Source organism: Neobacillus solisequens (genome assembly GCF_051233465.1).
In the GTDB taxonomy this organism is placed as follows: domain Bacteria; phylum Bacillota; class Bacilli; order Bacillales; family Cytobacillaceae; genus Neobacillus.
On record NZ_JBKFGJ010000003.1, the window covers coordinates 1 to 16,691 of the forward strand.

The 16,691-nt window shown below is 39.2% G+C and carries 10 protein-coding genes, 16 tRNA genes and 2 rRNA genes; 25 read left to right on the forward strand and 3 right to left on the reverse strand.

Annotated elements, in window-relative coordinates; all coding sequences use genetic code 11:
• From ACI3K6_RS04170 to ACI3K6_RS04260, 19 genes are all read left to right on the forward strand, one after another.
• Positions 1-223, forward strand: a 23S ribosomal RNA gene (locus tag ACI3K6_RS04170); the annotation flags it as partial.
• 127 nt (positions 224-350) lie between these two features.
• Positions 351-466, forward strand: a 5S ribosomal RNA gene (rrf, locus tag ACI3K6_RS04175).
• 19 nt (positions 467-485) lie between these two features.
• A tRNA-Asn gene (locus ACI3K6_RS04180) sits at positions 486-560 on the forward strand.
• A gap of 10 nt (positions 561-570) precedes the next feature.
• Positions 571-661, forward strand: a tRNA-Ser gene (locus tag ACI3K6_RS04185).
• An 18-nt stretch (positions 662-679) separates the two neighbouring features.
• Positions 680-754 (forward strand) — tRNA-Glu (locus ACI3K6_RS04190).
• Between the two features lie 4 nt (positions 755-758).
• Positions 759-834 (forward strand) — tRNA-Val (locus ACI3K6_RS04195).
• A 22-nt stretch (positions 835-856) separates the two neighbouring features.
• Positions 857-930: transfer RNA gene (locus ACI3K6_RS04200), tRNA-Met, on the forward strand.
• 3 nt (positions 931-933) lie between these two features.
• Positions 934-1,010, forward strand: a tRNA-Asp gene (locus ACI3K6_RS04205).
• 7 nt (positions 1,011-1,017) lie between these two features.
• Positions 1,018-1,093: transfer RNA gene (locus ACI3K6_RS04210), tRNA-Phe, on the forward strand.
• 25 nt (positions 1,094-1,118) lie between these two features.
• Positions 1,119-1,194 (forward strand) — tRNA-Thr (locus tag ACI3K6_RS04215).
• Positions 1,195-1,219: 25 nt separating this feature from the next.
• Positions 1,220-1,304: transfer RNA gene (locus ACI3K6_RS04220), tRNA-Tyr, on the forward strand.
• A gap of 5 nt (positions 1,305-1,309) precedes the next feature.
• Positions 1,310-1,383 (forward strand) — tRNA-Trp (locus ACI3K6_RS04225).
• 11 nt (positions 1,384-1,394) lie between these two features.
• Positions 1,395-1,470 (forward strand) — tRNA-His (locus ACI3K6_RS04230).
• Positions 1,471-1,509: 39 nt separating this feature from the next.
• Positions 1,510-1,584: transfer RNA gene (locus ACI3K6_RS04235), tRNA-Gln, on the forward strand.
• Between the two features lie 4 nt (positions 1,585-1,588).
• Positions 1,589-1,663: transfer RNA gene (locus ACI3K6_RS04240), tRNA-Gly, on the forward strand.
• A gap of 10 nt (positions 1,664-1,673) precedes the next feature.
• A tRNA-Cys gene (locus tag ACI3K6_RS04245) sits at positions 1,674-1,748 on the forward strand.
• An 8-nt stretch (positions 1,749-1,756) separates the two neighbouring features.
• Positions 1,757-1,837 (forward strand) — tRNA-Leu (locus tag ACI3K6_RS04250).
• 61 nt (positions 1,838-1,898) lie between these two features.
• Entirely contained in the window at positions 1,899-2,255 is a 357-nt protein-coding gene (locus ACI3K6_RS04255) for a hypothetical protein (protein ID WP_435553871.1), read from the forward strand.
• 263 nt (positions 2,256-2,518) lie between these two features.
• Complete coding sequence (locus ACI3K6_RS04260; RefSeq protein WP_435553872.1) at positions 2,519-2,731, forward strand: hypothetical protein; 213 nt, start codon at positions 2,519-2,521, stop codon at positions 2,729-2,731.
• 10 nt (positions 2,732-2,741) lie between these two features.
• On the opposite strand, the gene ACI3K6_RS04265 is transcribed toward ACI3K6_RS04260, so the two are convergent.
• Positions 2,742-2,870 (reverse strand): hypothetical protein, encoded by a 129-nt coding sequence (locus tag ACI3K6_RS04265; protein ID WP_435553873.1) that lies wholly within the window; start codon positions 2,868-2,870, stop codon positions 2,742-2,744.
• 245 nt (positions 2,871-3,115) lie between these two features.
• Here ACI3K6_RS04265 and ACI3K6_RS04270 point away from each other — a divergent pair, with 245 nt between their 5' ends.
• The 3 genes from ACI3K6_RS04270 to ACI3K6_RS04280 all read left to right on the forward strand — a co-directional run bounded on the left by ACI3K6_RS04270 (position 3,116) and on the right by ACI3K6_RS04280 (position 11,026).
• Positions 3,116-8,308, forward strand: a complete 5,193-nt coding sequence (locus ACI3K6_RS04270; protein WP_435553874.1) for a bifunctional 2',3'-cyclic-nucleotide 2'-phosphodiesterase/3'-nucleotidase — start codon at positions 3,116-3,118, stop codon at positions 8,306-8,308.
• A 572-nt stretch (positions 8,309-8,880) separates the two neighbouring features.
• Positions 8,881-9,582, forward strand: a complete 702-nt coding sequence (locus ACI3K6_RS04275; protein WP_435553875.1) for a YoaK family protein — start codon at positions 8,881-8,883, stop codon at positions 9,580-9,582.
• A 76-nt stretch (positions 9,583-9,658) separates the two neighbouring features.
• On the forward strand, positions 9,659-11,026 hold the full coding sequence (locus ACI3K6_RS04280; RefSeq protein ID WP_435553876.1) for a dipeptidase: 1,368 nt from the start codon (positions 9,659-9,661) through the stop codon (positions 11,024-11,026).
• Between the two features lie 68 nt (positions 11,027-11,094).
• On the opposite strand, the gene ACI3K6_RS04285 is transcribed toward ACI3K6_RS04280, so the two are convergent.
• On the reverse strand, positions 11,095-13,143 hold the full coding sequence (locus ACI3K6_RS04285) for a methyl-accepting chemotaxis protein (protein WP_435553877.1): 2,049 nt from the start codon (positions 13,141-13,143) through the stop codon (positions 11,095-11,097).
• 333 nt (positions 13,144-13,476) lie between these two features.
• Here ACI3K6_RS04285 and ACI3K6_RS04290 point away from each other — a divergent pair, with 333 nt between their 5' ends.
• Positions 13,477-14,409 carry an alpha/beta hydrolase gene (locus ACI3K6_RS04290; RefSeq protein WP_435553878.1) on the forward strand — a complete coding sequence of 311 codons (933 nt, stop codon included), beginning with the start codon at positions 13,477-13,479 and terminating at the stop codon, positions 14,407-14,409.
• 223 nt (positions 14,410-14,632) lie between these two features.
• Positions 14,633-14,706: transfer RNA gene (locus tag ACI3K6_RS04295), tRNA-Gly, on the forward strand.
• 59 nt (positions 14,707-14,765) lie between these two features.
• Here the strand turns inward: ACI3K6_RS04295 and ACI3K6_RS04300 are convergent.
• Positions 14,766-15,431, reverse strand: a complete 666-nt coding sequence (locus tag ACI3K6_RS04300; protein WP_435553879.1) for a B3/B4 domain-containing protein — start codon at positions 15,429-15,431, stop codon at positions 14,766-14,768.
• Between the two features lie 108 nt (positions 15,432-15,539).
• Between ACI3K6_RS04300 and queG the strand changes: the two genes are divergently transcribed.
• Positions 15,540-16,673 carry a tRNA epoxyqueuosine(34) reductase QueG gene (queG, locus tag ACI3K6_RS04305; RefSeq protein ID WP_435553880.1) on the forward strand — a complete coding sequence of 378 codons (1,134 nt, stop codon included), beginning with the start codon at positions 15,540-15,542 and terminating at the stop codon, positions 16,671-16,673.
• Positions 16,674-16,691: the final 18 nt, after the last annotated feature.

The following is a 16,691-nucleotide window of genomic DNA, read 5'->3' on the forward strand; positions in this document are numbered from 1 at the left end:
CACCGCTGGTGTACCAGTTGTCTTGCCAAAGGCATCGCTGGGTAGCTATGTGCGGACGGGATAAGTGCTGAAAGCATCTAAGCATGAAGCCCCCCTCAAGATGAGATTTCCCATAGCGTCAAGCTAGTAAGATCCCTGAAAGATGATCAGGTTGATAGGTCAGAGGTGGAAGCGTGGTGACACGTGGAGCTGACTGATACTAATCGATCGAGGACTTAACCAAGTCAATGCGATCTTGTTTTTACTGAATTTCTTCTGCATTATCTAGTTTTGAGAGAATGAAATTTTTTAAAATTTCCTCTTGAAAAATTTAAAAAAGACATTATAATAAAATAGTGTCAATTAACTGGTCTGGTAGTTAAGGCGAGAAGGTCACACCCGTTCCCATACCGAACACGGAAGTTAAGCTTCTCAGCGCCGATGGTAGTTGGGGTCTTGCCCCTGTGAGAGTAGGACGCTGCCAGGCTGGTATATAATTTAATTATTCCGCAGTAGCTCAGTGGTAGAGCTATCGGCTGTTAACCGATCGGTCGTAGGTTCGAGTCCTACCTGCGGAGCCATTTACATCATGGAGAGCTGTCCGAGTGGCCGAAGGAGCACGATTGGAAATCGTGTATACGTTAACCGCGTATCAAGGGTTCAAATCCCTTGCTCTCCGCCATCAGATAAAATCTCAACTGGCCCCTTGGTCAAGCGGTTAAGACACCGCCCTTTCACGGCGGTAACACGGGTTCGAATCCCGTAGGGGTCACCATTATGGAGGATTAGCTCAGCTGGGAGAGCATCTGCCTTACAAGCAGAGGGTCGGCGGTTCGATCCCGTCATCCTCCACCATAAAAGTTTTACTTTCTATTATCGCGGGGTGGAGCAGTCCGGTAGCTCGTCGGGCTCATAACCCGAAGGTCGCAGGTTCAAATCCTGCCCCCGCAATTCGGTCTGGTAGTTCAGTTGGTTAGAATGCCTGCCTGTCACGCAGGAGGTCGCGGGTTCGAGTCCCGTCCAGACCGCCATTTTTGTGGCTCAGTAGCTCAGTCGGTAGAGCAAAGGACTGAAAATCCTTGTGTCGGCGGTTCGATTCCGTCCTGAGCCACCATTTGTTTGCTTTAAGATCTGATTAAGCCGGCGTAGCTCAATCGGTAGAGCAACTGAATCGTAATCAGTAGGTTGGGGGTTCAAGTCCTCTCACCGGCACCATTTACTGATTCGTGTATATAATAATGGAGGGGTAGCGAAGTGGCTAAACGCGGCGGACTGTAAATCCGCTCCCTCAGGGTTCGGCGGTTCGAATCCGTCCCCCTCCACCATTTTTAGGGGTATAGTTTAAAGGTAGAACGAAGGTCTCCAAAACCTTTGGTGTGGGTTCAATTCCTACTACCCCTGCCATATTTATTATGGCGGTTGTGGCGAAGTGGTTAACGCATCGGATTGTGGTTCCGACATTCGTGGGTTCGATTCCCATCAGCCGCCCCATAATTTTTACTTGAATATTGGAGATTTGTATATTATCATTGGGCTATAGCCAAGCGGTAAGGCAACGGACTTTGACTCCGTCATTCGTTGGTTCGAATCCAGCTAGCCCAGCCATTTTGCGGAAGTAGTTCAGTGGTAGAACACCACCTTGCCAAGGTGGGGGTCGCGGGTTCGAATCCCGTCTTCCGCTCCATATTAAATTCGGCGGCATAGCCAAGTGGTAAGGCCAAGGTCTGCAAAACCTTTATCCACCGGTTCGAATCCGGTTGCCGCCTCCATATGATTTGCCGGTGTGGCGGAATTGGCAGACGCGCACGACTCAAAATCGTGTTCCTCTGGAGTGCCGGTTCGACCCCGGCCACCGGTATCATTTTCAACTAAAACCCGCTCTTTTCTGCGGTATAACAAGGATTGTGAGTTTAGTCTTAATGACTGAACACGCAATCCTTTTTATTTTGGTCGTGTCTTATAATCATGTACGTAAAAATATTGTGCTACCTCCTTTATTAGCTTTAAAGAAGCGTAGAGAAATGGCAAAAAGAAGAACCATTATTGAGGAGCTACACGAGGAAGAACAAACATTGTTAGTTAGTGGCGGTGAGGACTTTCAGACCAGCCTAGATTTGTTTTTAAAAGACATGACAATGAAAACCCTGACCTACCATACAAAACGTTGGGATAAGGAAAATCTGACGGTTATTAAACGTGCTTTAGAGAATCTAAAATATTCTACTGCTCCGCTTCATACTACAGAGAAATTGTTTAAAGACGTCATCAGTTATTGAATGGAGCAATTAGGCAATAATCCAACCACGATAAACCACTGTATTAGGACCATGAAACAGTTCTACTCATTCTTACATTAGGAAACAGTCATATCTATTAACCCCGCTTGTTCTCTCCAAAAACAGAAGGAGAAGAAAGAGCAAATAAAACCTTTTACAGATGATGAAGAAAGAGAACTTTTAAGCCAACCTAATAAAAAGAAATTTGTGGACTTTAGGGATTACACTATTATGCCAGTCTTACTTGATACTGGAGTAAGGCTTTGCGAACTCGTAAACATGAAATAACTGATATTTCGCTTGAAAGCGGAAAAATTCTTGTATTAGGAAAAGGAAACAAGGAAGGGGATGGTATCAGAGCGGCCCTTATCGCCTTTACGTTCAACTACTCCAAAAAAAGATCGGTGAAAGGCTGCTTGTTGTTCAAGGAAACTTCCTCAGTCCTTTTATCCGATTTGGTTCGGTCAAACGGCTGATGCATGGTCACTACTGCATTGGATAGGAATTTATATACAGAATTTGAATAGATACAATTCCAACTAAGAGTACTAATAAAATGATCCCAACCACACAGGGCCATTTTTTCTCCTTTTTGCCAAATTTTTCAGCTCTCACTTCTTCATACCTCCTTTTTTATCTCGTCTTATAATAGAATACAGAATTTTCACATCTATTATATAGAAATTTGAATATTTTGCCGAATTATAGTAGATAACTACCAAATATTAGTTAGAATGCCTTTTCAAACCCTAATCTTTCAATTTTAACTAAAAAAGTTTTGAAAAACTCTATGAATCTTGTCGAAATATTAGTAGAATAGTTCTGCAAAGCCAATTTATTTGTCGAAAGGCGGGAAAATGGTGAAAAGAAAAATTAAAAGAAGCATGACAAAACGCATGCTTAATACTTCTTTGGCCACAGTGTTAGCGTTTACAACGATTCCGTTGAATATGTTCCCAGGAACAGCTAAGGCTGAAGTAACAGGAACTGCAGAAAGTACAGTTAAGATGCGTTTCCTGGAAACAACTGATTTACATGACAATGTCATGGACTATGACTACTATCAGGACAAAGCTACTACTGATTATGGTCTAGACAGAACAGCTGTCCTAATCAAACAAGCAAGAGAAGAAAAGATTAATAGTACGGATGCAAGCAGTCCTACTTATCAACAAAACTCTATGTTATTTGATGCGGGTGACTTACTACAAGGGAACCCAATGGCAGACTATGTTGCTAAAATTAAGAAATTGGCTGCAGATGAACAGCATCCAATGTTTAAGGCGATGAGCCTTCTTAATTATGATGCAGGTATTGTAGGAAACCATGAATTCAACTATGGTTTGGACTATTTGAACAACGCTCTGCAAGAAGTTCCTTACAATGTAGTTAACGCGAATATCTACAAAGATAATGGCGCTGACGGTGACTCTTCAAATGATACTGAAAACTATTTTACACCTTATAAAATTATTGAAAAGCAAGTAGTCGATCAAAATGGCCAGACTCAAACAATTCATGTAGGGGTTATTGGTTTTGCACCACCGCAAATCATGCAGTGGGACAAAGACAACTTATCAAATAAAGTAACCGTAAAAGATATTGTTAAAACAGCAAATACGTTTATCCCTCAGATGAAGGCAGCAGGCGCTGATGTTATTGTTGCGATTGCTCACTCTGGATGTGACGTTGCTGTAACAAATAGCCAAGACGCTGAAAACGCAGAGAACGCTGTCTTTGCTTTAAGTAAAGTACCAGGAATTGATGCATTGTTATTTGGACATGCACACTTAAACTTCCCTGGCGATGCTACATTTAACGGCAAAACAGATATTGATAACACAAATGGTAAAATCAACAATGTTCCAGCAATGGAAGCGGGCTATTGGGGAAATAACCTAGGGGTTATGGACTTAACGCTTCAAAAAGTGAATGGTCAATGGACGGTGGCTGATTCTAAAGCTGCTTTAAGATCACTTAAGAAGCAAGCAGTAGATGCAGACGGCAACCCAGTATTTGATGCCAACAAAAAGCCAGTTATGGTTCCTTCCATTGATGGTCCAGATCAAGAAATTGTAAACGCTGTTAAGGAATATCATGATGGAACTTTAGCTTATGTTCGCGGCAAAATTGGTGAAACAACTACGGCCATGAACAGCTATTTTTCACGCGTAATGGATGACCCAACAATCCAGATCGTGAATGATGCTCAAACCGATTATGTGAAAGACTTTATTGCGAAAAATCGCCCAGACTTAAAAGATATCCCAGTTATTTCAGCGGGTGCACCATTTAAGGCTGGACGCCAAGGTATAACGGATTACACCTATATCAATAAAGGTGATCTTTCTATTAAGAGTGCCAATGACTTGTACCTTTATAACAACACGTTAAAAGCGGTTGAACTAACTGGTGCACAAGTAAAAGAATGGTTAGAAATGTCAGCCTCTCAATTTAATCGAATTGACCCTGCTGTGGCAGACCCACAAGAGTTAATCGATTATGGTTTCCAACCATTTAACTTTGACGTAATCGATGGCGTTAAATATCAAATCGATGTAACGCAGCCAGCAAGATATAACTATACTTCTGGTGATGTAGTTAATCAAGATGCTCATCGTATCATCCATTTTACCGATATGAAGGGTAATCCAATCGCAGACGATCAACGATTCATCGTTGCTACAAACAACTATCGTGCAAGCGGCGGCGGTAACTTCCCAGGAACAAAAGGTGGACATGCTACACTTGTAGTAGACTCTCCTGACGAGAACCGTCAAGTTTTAATGAATTACATTCAAAATAAAGGTACGGTAAACCCTACTGCTGATAACAACTGGAAAATTGCTCCTGTTGGCGGCGAAGCGAAGCTTGTATTTAGATCTTCTCCAGAGGCCGTAACAAAAGGTCTGCCATCTCAACCAGCTGTGAAGGATGTTGGACCGCAGACTGTTAACGGCGTAACTTGGGAGCAGTATTCTCTAGATCAAAATGTTCATGTTCAATTACTAGGCATTAATGATTTCCACGGTCAGTTAGACTATTCTACTACTGTTTCTGGAAAGCCTGTTGGCGGAATTCAATATTTAGCAGGTTACTTGAAAGAGAGAGAAGCAACCAATCCAGCTAACACCCTAATGGTACAAGCTGGTGACCTTGTAGGCGCAAGCCGTCCTGTATCCGCCTTATTACAAGACGAGCCAACTATTCGTTTTATGAATGAATTAGGAATGGATGTTGGTACAATCGGTAACCACGAATTTGATGAAGGCGTTAAAGAAATGCTTCGTTTAATTAATGGCGGCGCACATCCTAAGACCGTTGATAAATACGGTGCATTCGAAGGGGCAAAATTTAACTATATTGCTGCTAACGTTAAGTACACAGAAGGCGAACACAAAGGTGAATTAGTTTTACCTCCATACGCGATCAAAGAAGTAGACGGAGTGAAAATTGGTTTCATCGGAGTAGTAACAACAGAAACACCAACTATTGTAACTCCTAGTGGTGTAGCTGGTGTTGAATTTACGGACGAAGTAGAAGCAATTAATACGTATGCACAAGAATTAAAATCTAAAGGTATCAAGTCCATTGTTGTGTTAGCTCATGACCCTGGAACTTCTAGTAGTGATGGATCGAACCCTACTGGTCAAGTAGTTGATATTGCAAAAGCAATTGACCCAGAAGTTGACGTTGTATACGGTGCACATGACCATAAATACCTAAACTCAACCGTAACTGATAATACTGGTAAACAAAAACTTCTTGTTCAGTCATATTCTTATGGTACTGCATTCTCTGATGTGGACTTAACCATTGACCCTGTGACAGAGGACATTGTAACAAAAACAGCTCAAGTTCAATCTACCTTCCAAGACCCAGCCCACTTTGATGCTGGCGTTAAAGCTGAACTTGATAAATACTTGGCAGATGTTGCTCCAACCGTTAATAGAGTAGTTGGTACAACAAACGGTCCTATTGCGAAACTTCAGAATACATCTGGAGAAGCGCCAATGGGTGACGTGATTGCAGATGCAATGCGTGCAAAAACAGGTACACAATTTGCCTTTATGAATGCCGGTGGCGTACGTGACGAAATTAAGCAGGCTGGAAATGTAACATATGGAGACTTATTCGCTATTCAACCATTTGGTAATGATGTAGTAAGTCTAAACCTTACTGGTGAACAAGTAAGAACAGTCATTAACCAAGAGTTTCGTTCAGACCGATATCGCATTATGCAAATTTCTGGATTAACTTATACTTGGTCAGACGCACTGCCAATTGGTGAAAAAGTAGTTGATATTTATCTTCCAGATGGTTCAAAAATTGACCCGAATGCCGTTTATTCTGTTACTGTAAATAACTTTATGGCAGATGGCGGAGATTTCTTTGCTGAATTCAAAAATGGTACTAATCGCAAAACTTGGAGTGGTGATGACTTACAAACATTAGTCGATTATGTTAGTTCCTTAAATGCACCTATTGATGGTAAATATGAAGGAAGAATGAGACAGTTAGAAGTTACACCTGAAGCTCCAGTTGTAAATCCAGTTTACGACAAAGATACAAACGTTACAGGAACGACAGTTGCTCAAGCATTAGTACAAGTGAAAGATGGTCAAAAAATCATCAGCACAGCAACAGCTGGCGATGACGGAAGCTTTACTGTTTCCATTCCGACACCAAAAGCAGGAAAAACTTTAACTGTAACTGCTATTAAATCAGTAGTAACAGACCCTGTTAAAAATATTATTTCACAAAACGTAAGCTTTGATACAAAAGTAGAAGTAGCAGACGGAACAGCTCCAGAAGCTCCAGTAGTGGACGAAGTAACAGACAAATCTACAACGATCACAGGTGAAGCGGAAGCTGGTGCTAAAGTAGAAGCTAGAGTAAATGATGTAGTGGTAGGTTCAACAGTAGCTGATACAGAAGGAAACTTCTCGATGGACATTTCCGTTCTTCCGGCATATACAGAAGTTTTTGTAACTGCTACAGATGCAGCACATAATGTCAGTGAAGCTGCTAAAGTGGTTGTAAAAGATGTGACAGACCCAGGAGCTCCGTCTGTGGATCCTATCACAAACATGAGCACAACGATCACTGGTAAAGCCGAAGCAGGTTCTCATGTTGTTATCACTGATAATAAAGGCTTCAAGGTAAATGTTATTGCTGACGAAGATGGCAACTTCACAGTTACTCTATTAGAGAAATTAGCAGCTGGCACAGTATTATACATCTTTACTATTGACACTGCTACGAATGTAAGTCCTTTAAACATTGTTACGGTAATGGATGTCATTGCTCCTGCAAAAGCATCTGTAAACGAAGTAAGAGACTTTGACAAACAAGTAATTGGTAAAGCAGAGCCAGGTTCTACTGTCACTGTTAAAGCTGGAACAGTTGAATTAGGCCATGCTACAACTGACAAGTATGGTAACTTCTCTGTTACATTAAAAGCTGCACAAAAAGCAGATACAGTCTTAACAATCATCGTTACGGATAAGGCTGGAAATGTAAGTGAAGAAGTGCAGGTTACTGTTGTAGACAAAACAGCTCCTGTAAAACCAGTAGTGAACCAAGTAAAAGATTTTGATAAGAAAGTAACGGGTAAAGCAGAACCAGGTTCTAAGGTTACCGTTAAGAAAGGTTCTACTGTTCTGGGCACTGCAGTTGCTGACAAGTACGGTAATTACTCCGTGACTTTAAAAGCAGCTCAGCCAGCAGGTACAGTATTAACTGTTACAGCAGCTGACAACAAAGGTAATGTTAGCTCTATTACTACAACAACAGTAGTAGACAAAACAGCTCCTACTGCTCCATCTGTTGATAGTGTTACTTCAAAAACAACTAAAGTAACTGGTAAAACAGAAGCATATGCTAAAGTAGAAGTGAAAGCTGAAACTAAAGTAATTGGTACAGCTACAGCTGACAAGTACGGCAAATTCTCCGTAACGATCAGTAAGCAAAAAGCAGGCACTGCTCTTTATGTAACGGCAAAAGACACAGCAGGCAACGTAAGTGCTGCTAAAAAAGTGACTGTGAAATAATTCATTTATCTATAAGCACCCACGAGAGGACTTCTCAAGGGTGCTTGTTTTTTTATAAAAATCTTAATTACTAGATTTATAGAGAAAAAAATGAATTAGATGGAGTGGTCTTATGGCAGCAATGATGCGAAGAAAAGTTGAAAACATCTTAATAAAAAAATACCATGTATTAGGACAAGTAAAATTAAATAAAAAAAATAATTATCGAATTGACTATTTTAAAGAGTAAAGGCATAATTATCAGTAGTCGCGTTAATTAAATTTTTCAGTAATTCCTTATACTGTTGAGATTTTTGGTTTTATAAGCATTTTAGTTATCGACCGGACTCAAAATCGTGTTCCTCTGGAGTGTCGGTTCGACCCCGACTACCAATATCAATAATTTTGTGATTTAAGCGATAAAAACGCTTCTTACATTTTGTAAGAAGCGTCTTTTATTTCCAATAAGCTCTTATAAAATATTGTGTAAATTAATATGGTAAGCGTACCCTATACCTAAACAACAAGCCGAGACCACTCTGTTTTACATATAAGAAAAATGCACGATCTTAAATGAAATAAGGTGAAAAATAGTGAAATATAAAATCCCATCTTTATCGTCCAACTCTATTTATTTAGGTGTTTTGTTAGCTGTCGTTGGTGGCTTTTTGGATGCCTATACATTTATCAGCCGAGATGGTGTGTTTGCTAATGCTCAAACAGGAAACATGGTACTGCTAGCAGTAAAAGCAGCTAATAAGGATATAAGAGGAGCTTTGTTTATTATCCCCCCTATATTAGCATTCGTATTGGGTGTTTTGGTTTCAGAAATGGGTAAAATACCTCAAGTAAGAGAAGTACTGCATAGTTATCGAAGGTCCATTCTCATACTAGAATGTTTGGTATTAATGACTGTAGGTTTGTTGCCAAAAAATGTGCCCAACATAGTGGTAACAGTATGTATTGCATTTGTGTCATCTTTACAAATATCGACGTTCAATAAACTGGACAAGTGGGCTTACAATTCAACAATGACAACTGGCAACCTTCGTACAGCAACACAAGCTGCCTACTTGGCGGTAAAGGAAAATAATAGTGAAGCTAAAAAACAATTCAAAGAATTTTCTTTGATAATTCTTTCATTTATTCTTGGTGCGTTGATTGGAACCTTTTCAACCACTTATTTTGGTAATCCATCTATTTTTATAGCTGGTGGCTTTTTGGTAATTACTGTCATTTTGTATCATAGAGATAGAGGATATTTGAGTGAAACCATTAAATCAAAATTAAGATAAAAGAAATTTTATTATTTTTTCTCTATTATTTATAATGAGTATATGATTTAGAAAATTAACATGAAAAGGTGATATTATGAAGGATTTATCCGCGTTGGTATCAAATAACCATAATCAGAATGTCGAGGAATTAAAAGAATTACTTCGTATTCCTAGCATTAGTTCTTTATCTGAGCATAAAGAGGATATTCAAAAAGCAGCTTCATGGATTGCTAATAAGTTAGAAAGCATTGGAATGGAGCATGTTGAAATCATTCAGACAAATGGTCATCCAATTATCTATGGAGACTGGTTACATCAGGAAAATGCACCTACAGTCTTAGTTTACGGACATTATGATGTGCAGCCCGTTGACCCGATTCATTTATGGGAGACACCTCCATTTGAGCCTACAATCCGTGATGAAAAAATCTTTGCCAGGGGAGCAACCGACGATAAAGGGCAGACCTTCCTACATATCAAAGCAGTGGAAACATTATTAAAATTAGAAAATAAATTACCGGTAAATGTGAAATTTTGCATTGAAGGAGAAGAAGAAATCGGAAGTCCTAACCTTTCTCCTTTTTTGTTCGACCATAAAGAAAAGTTATCCTGTGATGTAGTTGTCATTTCCGATTCAGATATGTGGGACAAAGGAATCCCTGCAATCACTTATTCTTTAAGAGGACTATGCTCTTTGGAATTTTCACTTAAGACAGCTAATTCTGATCTACACTCCGGCATGTTTGGAGGAGGAGTCCAGAATGCCAACCATCTATTGGTTCAGCTACTCTCTACTCTTCATGATGCAAATGGAAAAATAAATGTAGATCATTTTTATGATGATGTAGTAGAACTTACTGAGTTTGAAAAGGAACAAATTAAAGCACTTGGCCTCGACGAAGAAAAGTTAAAAAGATCGTTAGGGTTAACTGATTTAACAGGAGGAGAAAACAATTTTCCTTATCCTGAAAGAATCAGTTCTAGGCCGACTTTAGAAATAAATGGATTATGGGGCGGATTTCAAGGGGAAGGGACTAAAACAGTCATCCCGAACGAGGCTCATGCCAAAATCACCTGCCGTCTGGTTAATAATCAAAATCCTGAAAAAATCCAAGGATTGATTAAAAAGCATCTGGAAGAACATGCACCAAAAGGATGTACGGTTAAAGTGTCTCTCCGAGATATTGGTAATCCATTTTTAACCCCAATTGACAGCCCAATGATTAAAAAAGCTGCCCAGGCGTATCAAAATGTATATGGAAAGGCACCAGTGTACAAAAGAGAGGGTGGTTCGATTCCAATTGTTTCGGATTTTAACCAATCCCTAGATGTGCCTGTTGTATTAATGGGATTTGGTTTGCCAGACGAAAATCTACATGCTCCTAATGAACATTTTAACTTGGAGAACTTTGATAAAGGGATCCTAACCATTTGTTCCTTTTTAGAGCTTCTTAATGATTAGGAGCAGCTTATCCGAATGAGACAAAAGAAAAAGAGATAGCTTGAGCTATCTCTTTACTTTTAGTCATCCTAAAACTTAAAATTTGAAGTCATTTTCTGAAGTTCAAGTGCTAGCTTGCTTAATGACTCTGCTGAAATCGTGATTTCCTCCATTGAAATCTGCGACTCCTTAGAGGAGTTAGCAACTCTAGATGAATTTTGTAATGAATTTTGAGCAATTTGCAGTAGCTCCTGTGAAGAAGCAGAGATTTCATCTGTACTAATAGATAACTGTTTGCTTGCCGCTGATACTTCTTGAATTTGATGATTTACTGCTTCAATTTCTGTGACAATGGTAGCAAAAATATTTCCGGCTTCTTGAATTGCTTTAGCCCCATCCTCAACATCTACGGATCCCTTATTCATACTATCAACGACCTTAGAGGTATCTGCTTGTACTTGATTGATGAGAACGGTAATTTGTTCTGCAGATTCTTTTGATTGCTCTGCTAATTTTCTAACCTCATTAGCTACCACTGCAAATCCTTTACCATGTTCACCAGCACGGGCTGCTTCAATAGATGCATTTAAAGCTAATAGGTTCGTTTGTTCTGTAATCCCGGCAATTACTTCTGTGATCGTACCAATTTTCTCTGAATGCTCAACTAATCGAGCAAGAGCAGTCGTGCTATTTTTAACGGATTCGCGCATATTATGAATTTTATTAACAGATGATTGGATCGAATGATTTCCGCTCTTTGCTTGTTCTGAGACGTGTGAAGTACTTTCTGCTGCCGATAAAGTAGAATCAGTAATTCTCGTCATACCGATGGCTATTTCCTCAAATGCTTTAGAACTATTTTGTAAGCTATCCATTTGTGTTTCAGAACCGCTGGCAATTTCTTGAATAGCATTTGATATTTGTTCAGTTGCCACACTAGTCTGGTAAGCACTGGCATTTAATTCTTCTGAAGTTGCCGCCACTTGGCTTGTCCCATGACTAACTTGATCTAACATTTTTCGAACATCAGAAAGCATGGTATTTAAGTTATCGCCCATATCCTTAAATTCATCATGTGTATCAATATGAATATTTTCAGAAAAATCTCCTTGTGCCATGCGATTGGATAATGAATTTACAAGAGCCACATGTCGCGTGATATAACGGCTATAGTAAAAAATAATCACAATAATTAATGCAATTGAAATAATGCTTATGATGATGATCGTATTCAACAAGGAATGAAGAGGAGCCGTTAATTCCTTTTCAGGTATGACAAGGGCAATAATCCAATTGGTCATTGGAATTTTATTAAAATAAATGCGGTTTGTACCGTTGCTGTCCTCGTAAACACCACGACCTTGCTGCTGTGATAACATTTGTGGGGCCAGTTTTTGTAGAGACGTATTCTTGTCCTCTTTAATAGATGATGAGACCTTACCATTTTTACTGGCCATATAATTACCTTTACTATCAAGGAGCATCGCCCAGCCATTTTTACCTACTTTTGTTTCAGTAATAAAATTTTGCAACGTTTTCAGATTCATATCAGCCGTTGCCATCCCTAATAACTCATTGTTACTGTTGTAAAAAGGGACAGTAGTTGTAGCCATTAAGACTTTTACATTTTCATCGTAATAGGGGTCGGTAAAATAAAACGGCTTATCATGAGATAATCCGATCTTGTACCAGTCCTGGGATGGATAGTTATAGCTCGGATCATTATAATCCGTTGAAGCCGCTAATTGGTTGTTTTCACCATGATATACATACGTAGAAAAGAAATTTATCTTAGGGTCATAGGTATAAGGGGCAAAGAAAACGCCCGAACCAAACGTATCTTTGTTATTCTCTAGGTTCTTTCCAATCAAGGAGTTCAACTGATCTAAATGATAGAACCCTATTTTTTCAGATTCCATTGTTTTAGCAATCGACTGAGCTACACGGGTATGCCCCGTTAGATTGGATTCAACTTTATTGGTAATCCCCATTAATTGTTGATTCATTTTTTGATTTAATTGTTCATTAATACTGTTCTTTGCATTAAAATACGAAATACCTCCAATGCTTATTAGTGTGATTAATAGCAAGGGAAGTATTAGAAAAAATGTACGAGACCGAATGCTGCGAAACTTCATAGATGTACACCTCATTTATTAATATTGATTTTTCTTCATAATTATACTATAGCAATAATGTTCATAATATCTCCGGTGCTAAAAAAACAGGTAGTAAATGTTGGAAATTTTAGAGTATATTTGATAGTTATATTAAAATAAGATTTGTATCTTTTATTAATGGCGTCTTATTCAAAAGGTTTAACGGGAAGTGGTATAGAGGTATAATTAAATTTAGTTATAAATACATATATACTAGCAGCAGTAAAATGAAAAATAGATCATACATGACCATTTTAATAGATTTGCTATTATTGGTGATGATATATAACGTTTTCAATAGGAGTGGTTACTATGGTGAAGCAATCTGAGTTTACTTTTCAGACAAAAGACGGTGTTGATATTTTTGCTTCAAAGTGGGAGATGGATCAGGGGGTTCCAAGGGCAATTATCCAAATTGCTCACGGGATGGCGGAGCATATTAATAGGTATGATAAATTCGCTAGGGAACTTGTCTCGCAAAATTTTATTGTATATGGCAATGATCATCGGGGACATGGAAAGACTGGGGATAAAATGAATAGTATTGGCTACTTTGCTGATGAGCAAGGATTTGAAAAGGTTGTTCTAGATATGAGAGAACTGACATCTATTATAAAAAAAGAGCATCCTGCCACCCCTATTTTCTTATTTGGCCATAGTATGGGATCATTTTTATCTAGACGTTATATACAATTATTTGGCGATCAACTATCAGGAGTGATTTTATCTGGAACGGGTGGTGATCCAGGTATAATGGGTAAAGTTGGTAAGATGGTAGCAAGCCTTGAAATCAAGAGAAAAGGGGGGAGAACCCCTAGCCCATTGCTAAATAATTTAACCTTTGGCAGTTACAACAAAGCGTTTAAACCCACTCGTACCGAGTTTGACTGGTTAAGCCGGGATGAAAAAGAAGTGGATCGATATATAGAAGACCCATTTTGTGGAGGAATTTTCTCAGCAGGTTTTTTTCATGACCTTCTTGGCGGATTGGAGATTATTAATAGACATGAGAACATAGTAAAAATTCCTGCCAAGCTCCCAATCCTGTTACTTGCTGGCAGTAAGGATCCTGTAGGAGGTAACACGAAGGGGGTACTAAAGACGTATGAGTCTTACAAACAAGCTGGCTTGGAAGATGTCACATATAAGTTTTATGAGAGTGCCCGTCACGAAATATTAAATGAAACGAACAAAACTGAAGTTTACAAGGATATTATTCATTGGTTAAACATATATATTTCATAAAAGAGACCATTTATCTGACTTTCTTGGCCGATAGGAAAGTATAACCTTTCCTATCGGGCATCAGTGCAACTAAGCCCTTTACTTTGCCTAAGAGCACGCCAAATGCTAGTAAAAAAACGAACAACAGGTATTTCGACATAAAATTACATTTTCCTCTTGACTTATGTTAAGAAGATATGTAATATTATAAAGGTCGATTTGTTCATCAAATCGCATTACAAATGCGGGTGTAGTTTAATGGTAAAACCACAGCCTTCCAAGCTGTTGTCGTGAGTTCGATTCTCATCACCCGCTCCATACATATTAGCTAACGCAGTGTACCGTTTCACTAAGAACGATGCATTGCGTTTTTTATTTTATCCAAGTATTTGATAAGTGGCTTCCCCACCATGAAGCTGCATAAACATATTCATCAATGATTCAGTGAGTTTATTTGCCTTTTCCCTATCAGTAGATGGTTGTAGGTAAACAATTTGTAACGCATTCTTTGTATCAACTGTAACCGCAGTACGCTTCGAATCCACAAATGGACTGCCAAATGGCCCTTCTCGGTCAACAGTTATAATCAGATGGTCAACGGAATTGTTACGGCCGTTTAACCCCAAATATTCATCTCCATCTTGACCAAGCCGTATGACAACATCCCCCTCTATATGGTCAGAATCATAAATTCCAATTGGTACCTGATACTGCAACGAAAAAAAGTTATTTAGATCAATTGCACTTTGTACGGAAGGAAGGTAATTTTGTTTTTGTATCCGTCTGTATAACGCTTCAGCCGAATGCCGGTAACGATTTGGGTCTTTTCCCGTCTTTTTAAAAATATCCCGCCACTCCGAAATTCCAGGCAGTTCTGTTAGCGGTTTGCTATCTGAATCAAAGTATATCGATTCTTGAAAAAGCTGAAGCCGTCCTTTTAACATTTGTGGTGATTCCCCAACCGTTATATGGTGATATTGAATAACGCCCACCTTAAAATAGGGAATCCGATCAAGTATTTCTTGGGAAAGTTGAATTTCCAATGTTTCCACCTCCAAAATCCATTAAAAATAGTTTATCATAGGAAGATATGATGTTTAAAATAGTAAAACTTACATAGATCCATTCTGAAGGAAGGGAGGTCAGGAAAATTGGATGTAAATAAAGTGAAAGCTGAGATTATAGAGTATAGCAAAGAAATTGGTATTGATAAAATTGGTTTTACGACAGCCGATCCTTTTATAGAACTGAAAAATCGCCTAATCAGGCAGCAAGAGCTCGGTTATCAATCGGGATTTGAAGAGCCGGATATTGAAAAAAGAGTGACACCCACATTGTTGCTTGAGGGGGCTAATTCCATAATCTCTATTGCACTTGCCTATCCATCCAAAATGGCAAATCGGGTAGAAAGTAAAAAAGGCGATCGAAGAGGGATTTATGCTAGGGCCTCATGGGGAATGGATTATCATGTAGTGTTAAAGGATCGACTGAAAAAGTTGGAGAATTTTATATTATCCAAAATGCCGGATGCCCTGATTAAATCGATGGTTGATACAGGGGAGTTGTCTGATCGTGCAGTGGCCGTTAGGGCGGGAATTGGCTGGAGCGGCAAAAATTGCGCAGTAATTACACCTGAGTTTGGTTCTTATGTGTATATTGGTGAAATGATAACCAACATTCCATTCGAGCCAGATCAACCGATCGAGGATCAATGTGGTTCTTGTACCAAATGCTTAGAAGCTTGCCCAACAGGTGCGTTGGTACAAGGGGGGCAGATTAATGCCCAGCATTGTATTTCTTTTTTAACGCAAACAAAAGGGCTTATTCCTGATGAATTTCGGAACAAAATCGGAAATCGGATCTACGGCTGCGATTCCTGCCAAACGGCTTGTCCGCATAATAAAGGGAAGAACTTTCATTTCCATGAGGAATTAGAGCCTGATCCTGAAACGGTAAAACCCAAGCTTATACCACTGCTGAAATTGAGTAACCGCGAATTTAAAACGAGGTTTGGATACCTTGCCGGTTCGTGGCGGGGGAAGAGGCCCATTCAGCGCAATGCTATAATTGCCCTGGCCCATTTTAAGGATCGATCAGCGGTCCCAGAATTGGCTGATATCTTGGAAAAAGAGGCAAGTCCAGTGGTAAGAGGGACAGCAGCATGGGCTCTTGGAAAAATTGGCGGAGAACAAGCGTTTAAGGTTTTAATAAAGGCAAGGGAACATGAAAAAGACCAAGATGTAAAAAATGAAATTCAAAAAGCCCTACATTTTTTTCAACCTTAAGAAGCGAATTTCGCTTTT

What these genes read in the sequence shown, in the direction of transcription:
- ACI3K6_RS04285 (WP_435553877.1), bottom strand. Translation starts at nt 13,143, where the DNA reads ATGAAGTTTCGCAGCATTCGGTCTCGTACATTTTTTCTAATACTTCCC.
- ACI3K6_RS04290 (WP_435553878.1), top strand. Translation starts at nt 13,477, where the DNA reads ATGGTGAAGCAATCTGAGTTTACTTTTCAGACAAAAGACGGTGTTGAT.
- ACI3K6_RS04280 (WP_435553876.1), top strand. Translation starts at nt 9,659, where the DNA reads ATGAAGGATTTATCCGCGTTGGTATCAAATAACCATAATCAGAATGTC.
- ACI3K6_RS04255 (WP_435553871.1), top strand. Translation starts at nt 1,899, where the DNA reads ATGACTGAACACGCAATCCTTTTTATTTTGGTCGTGTCTTATAATCAT.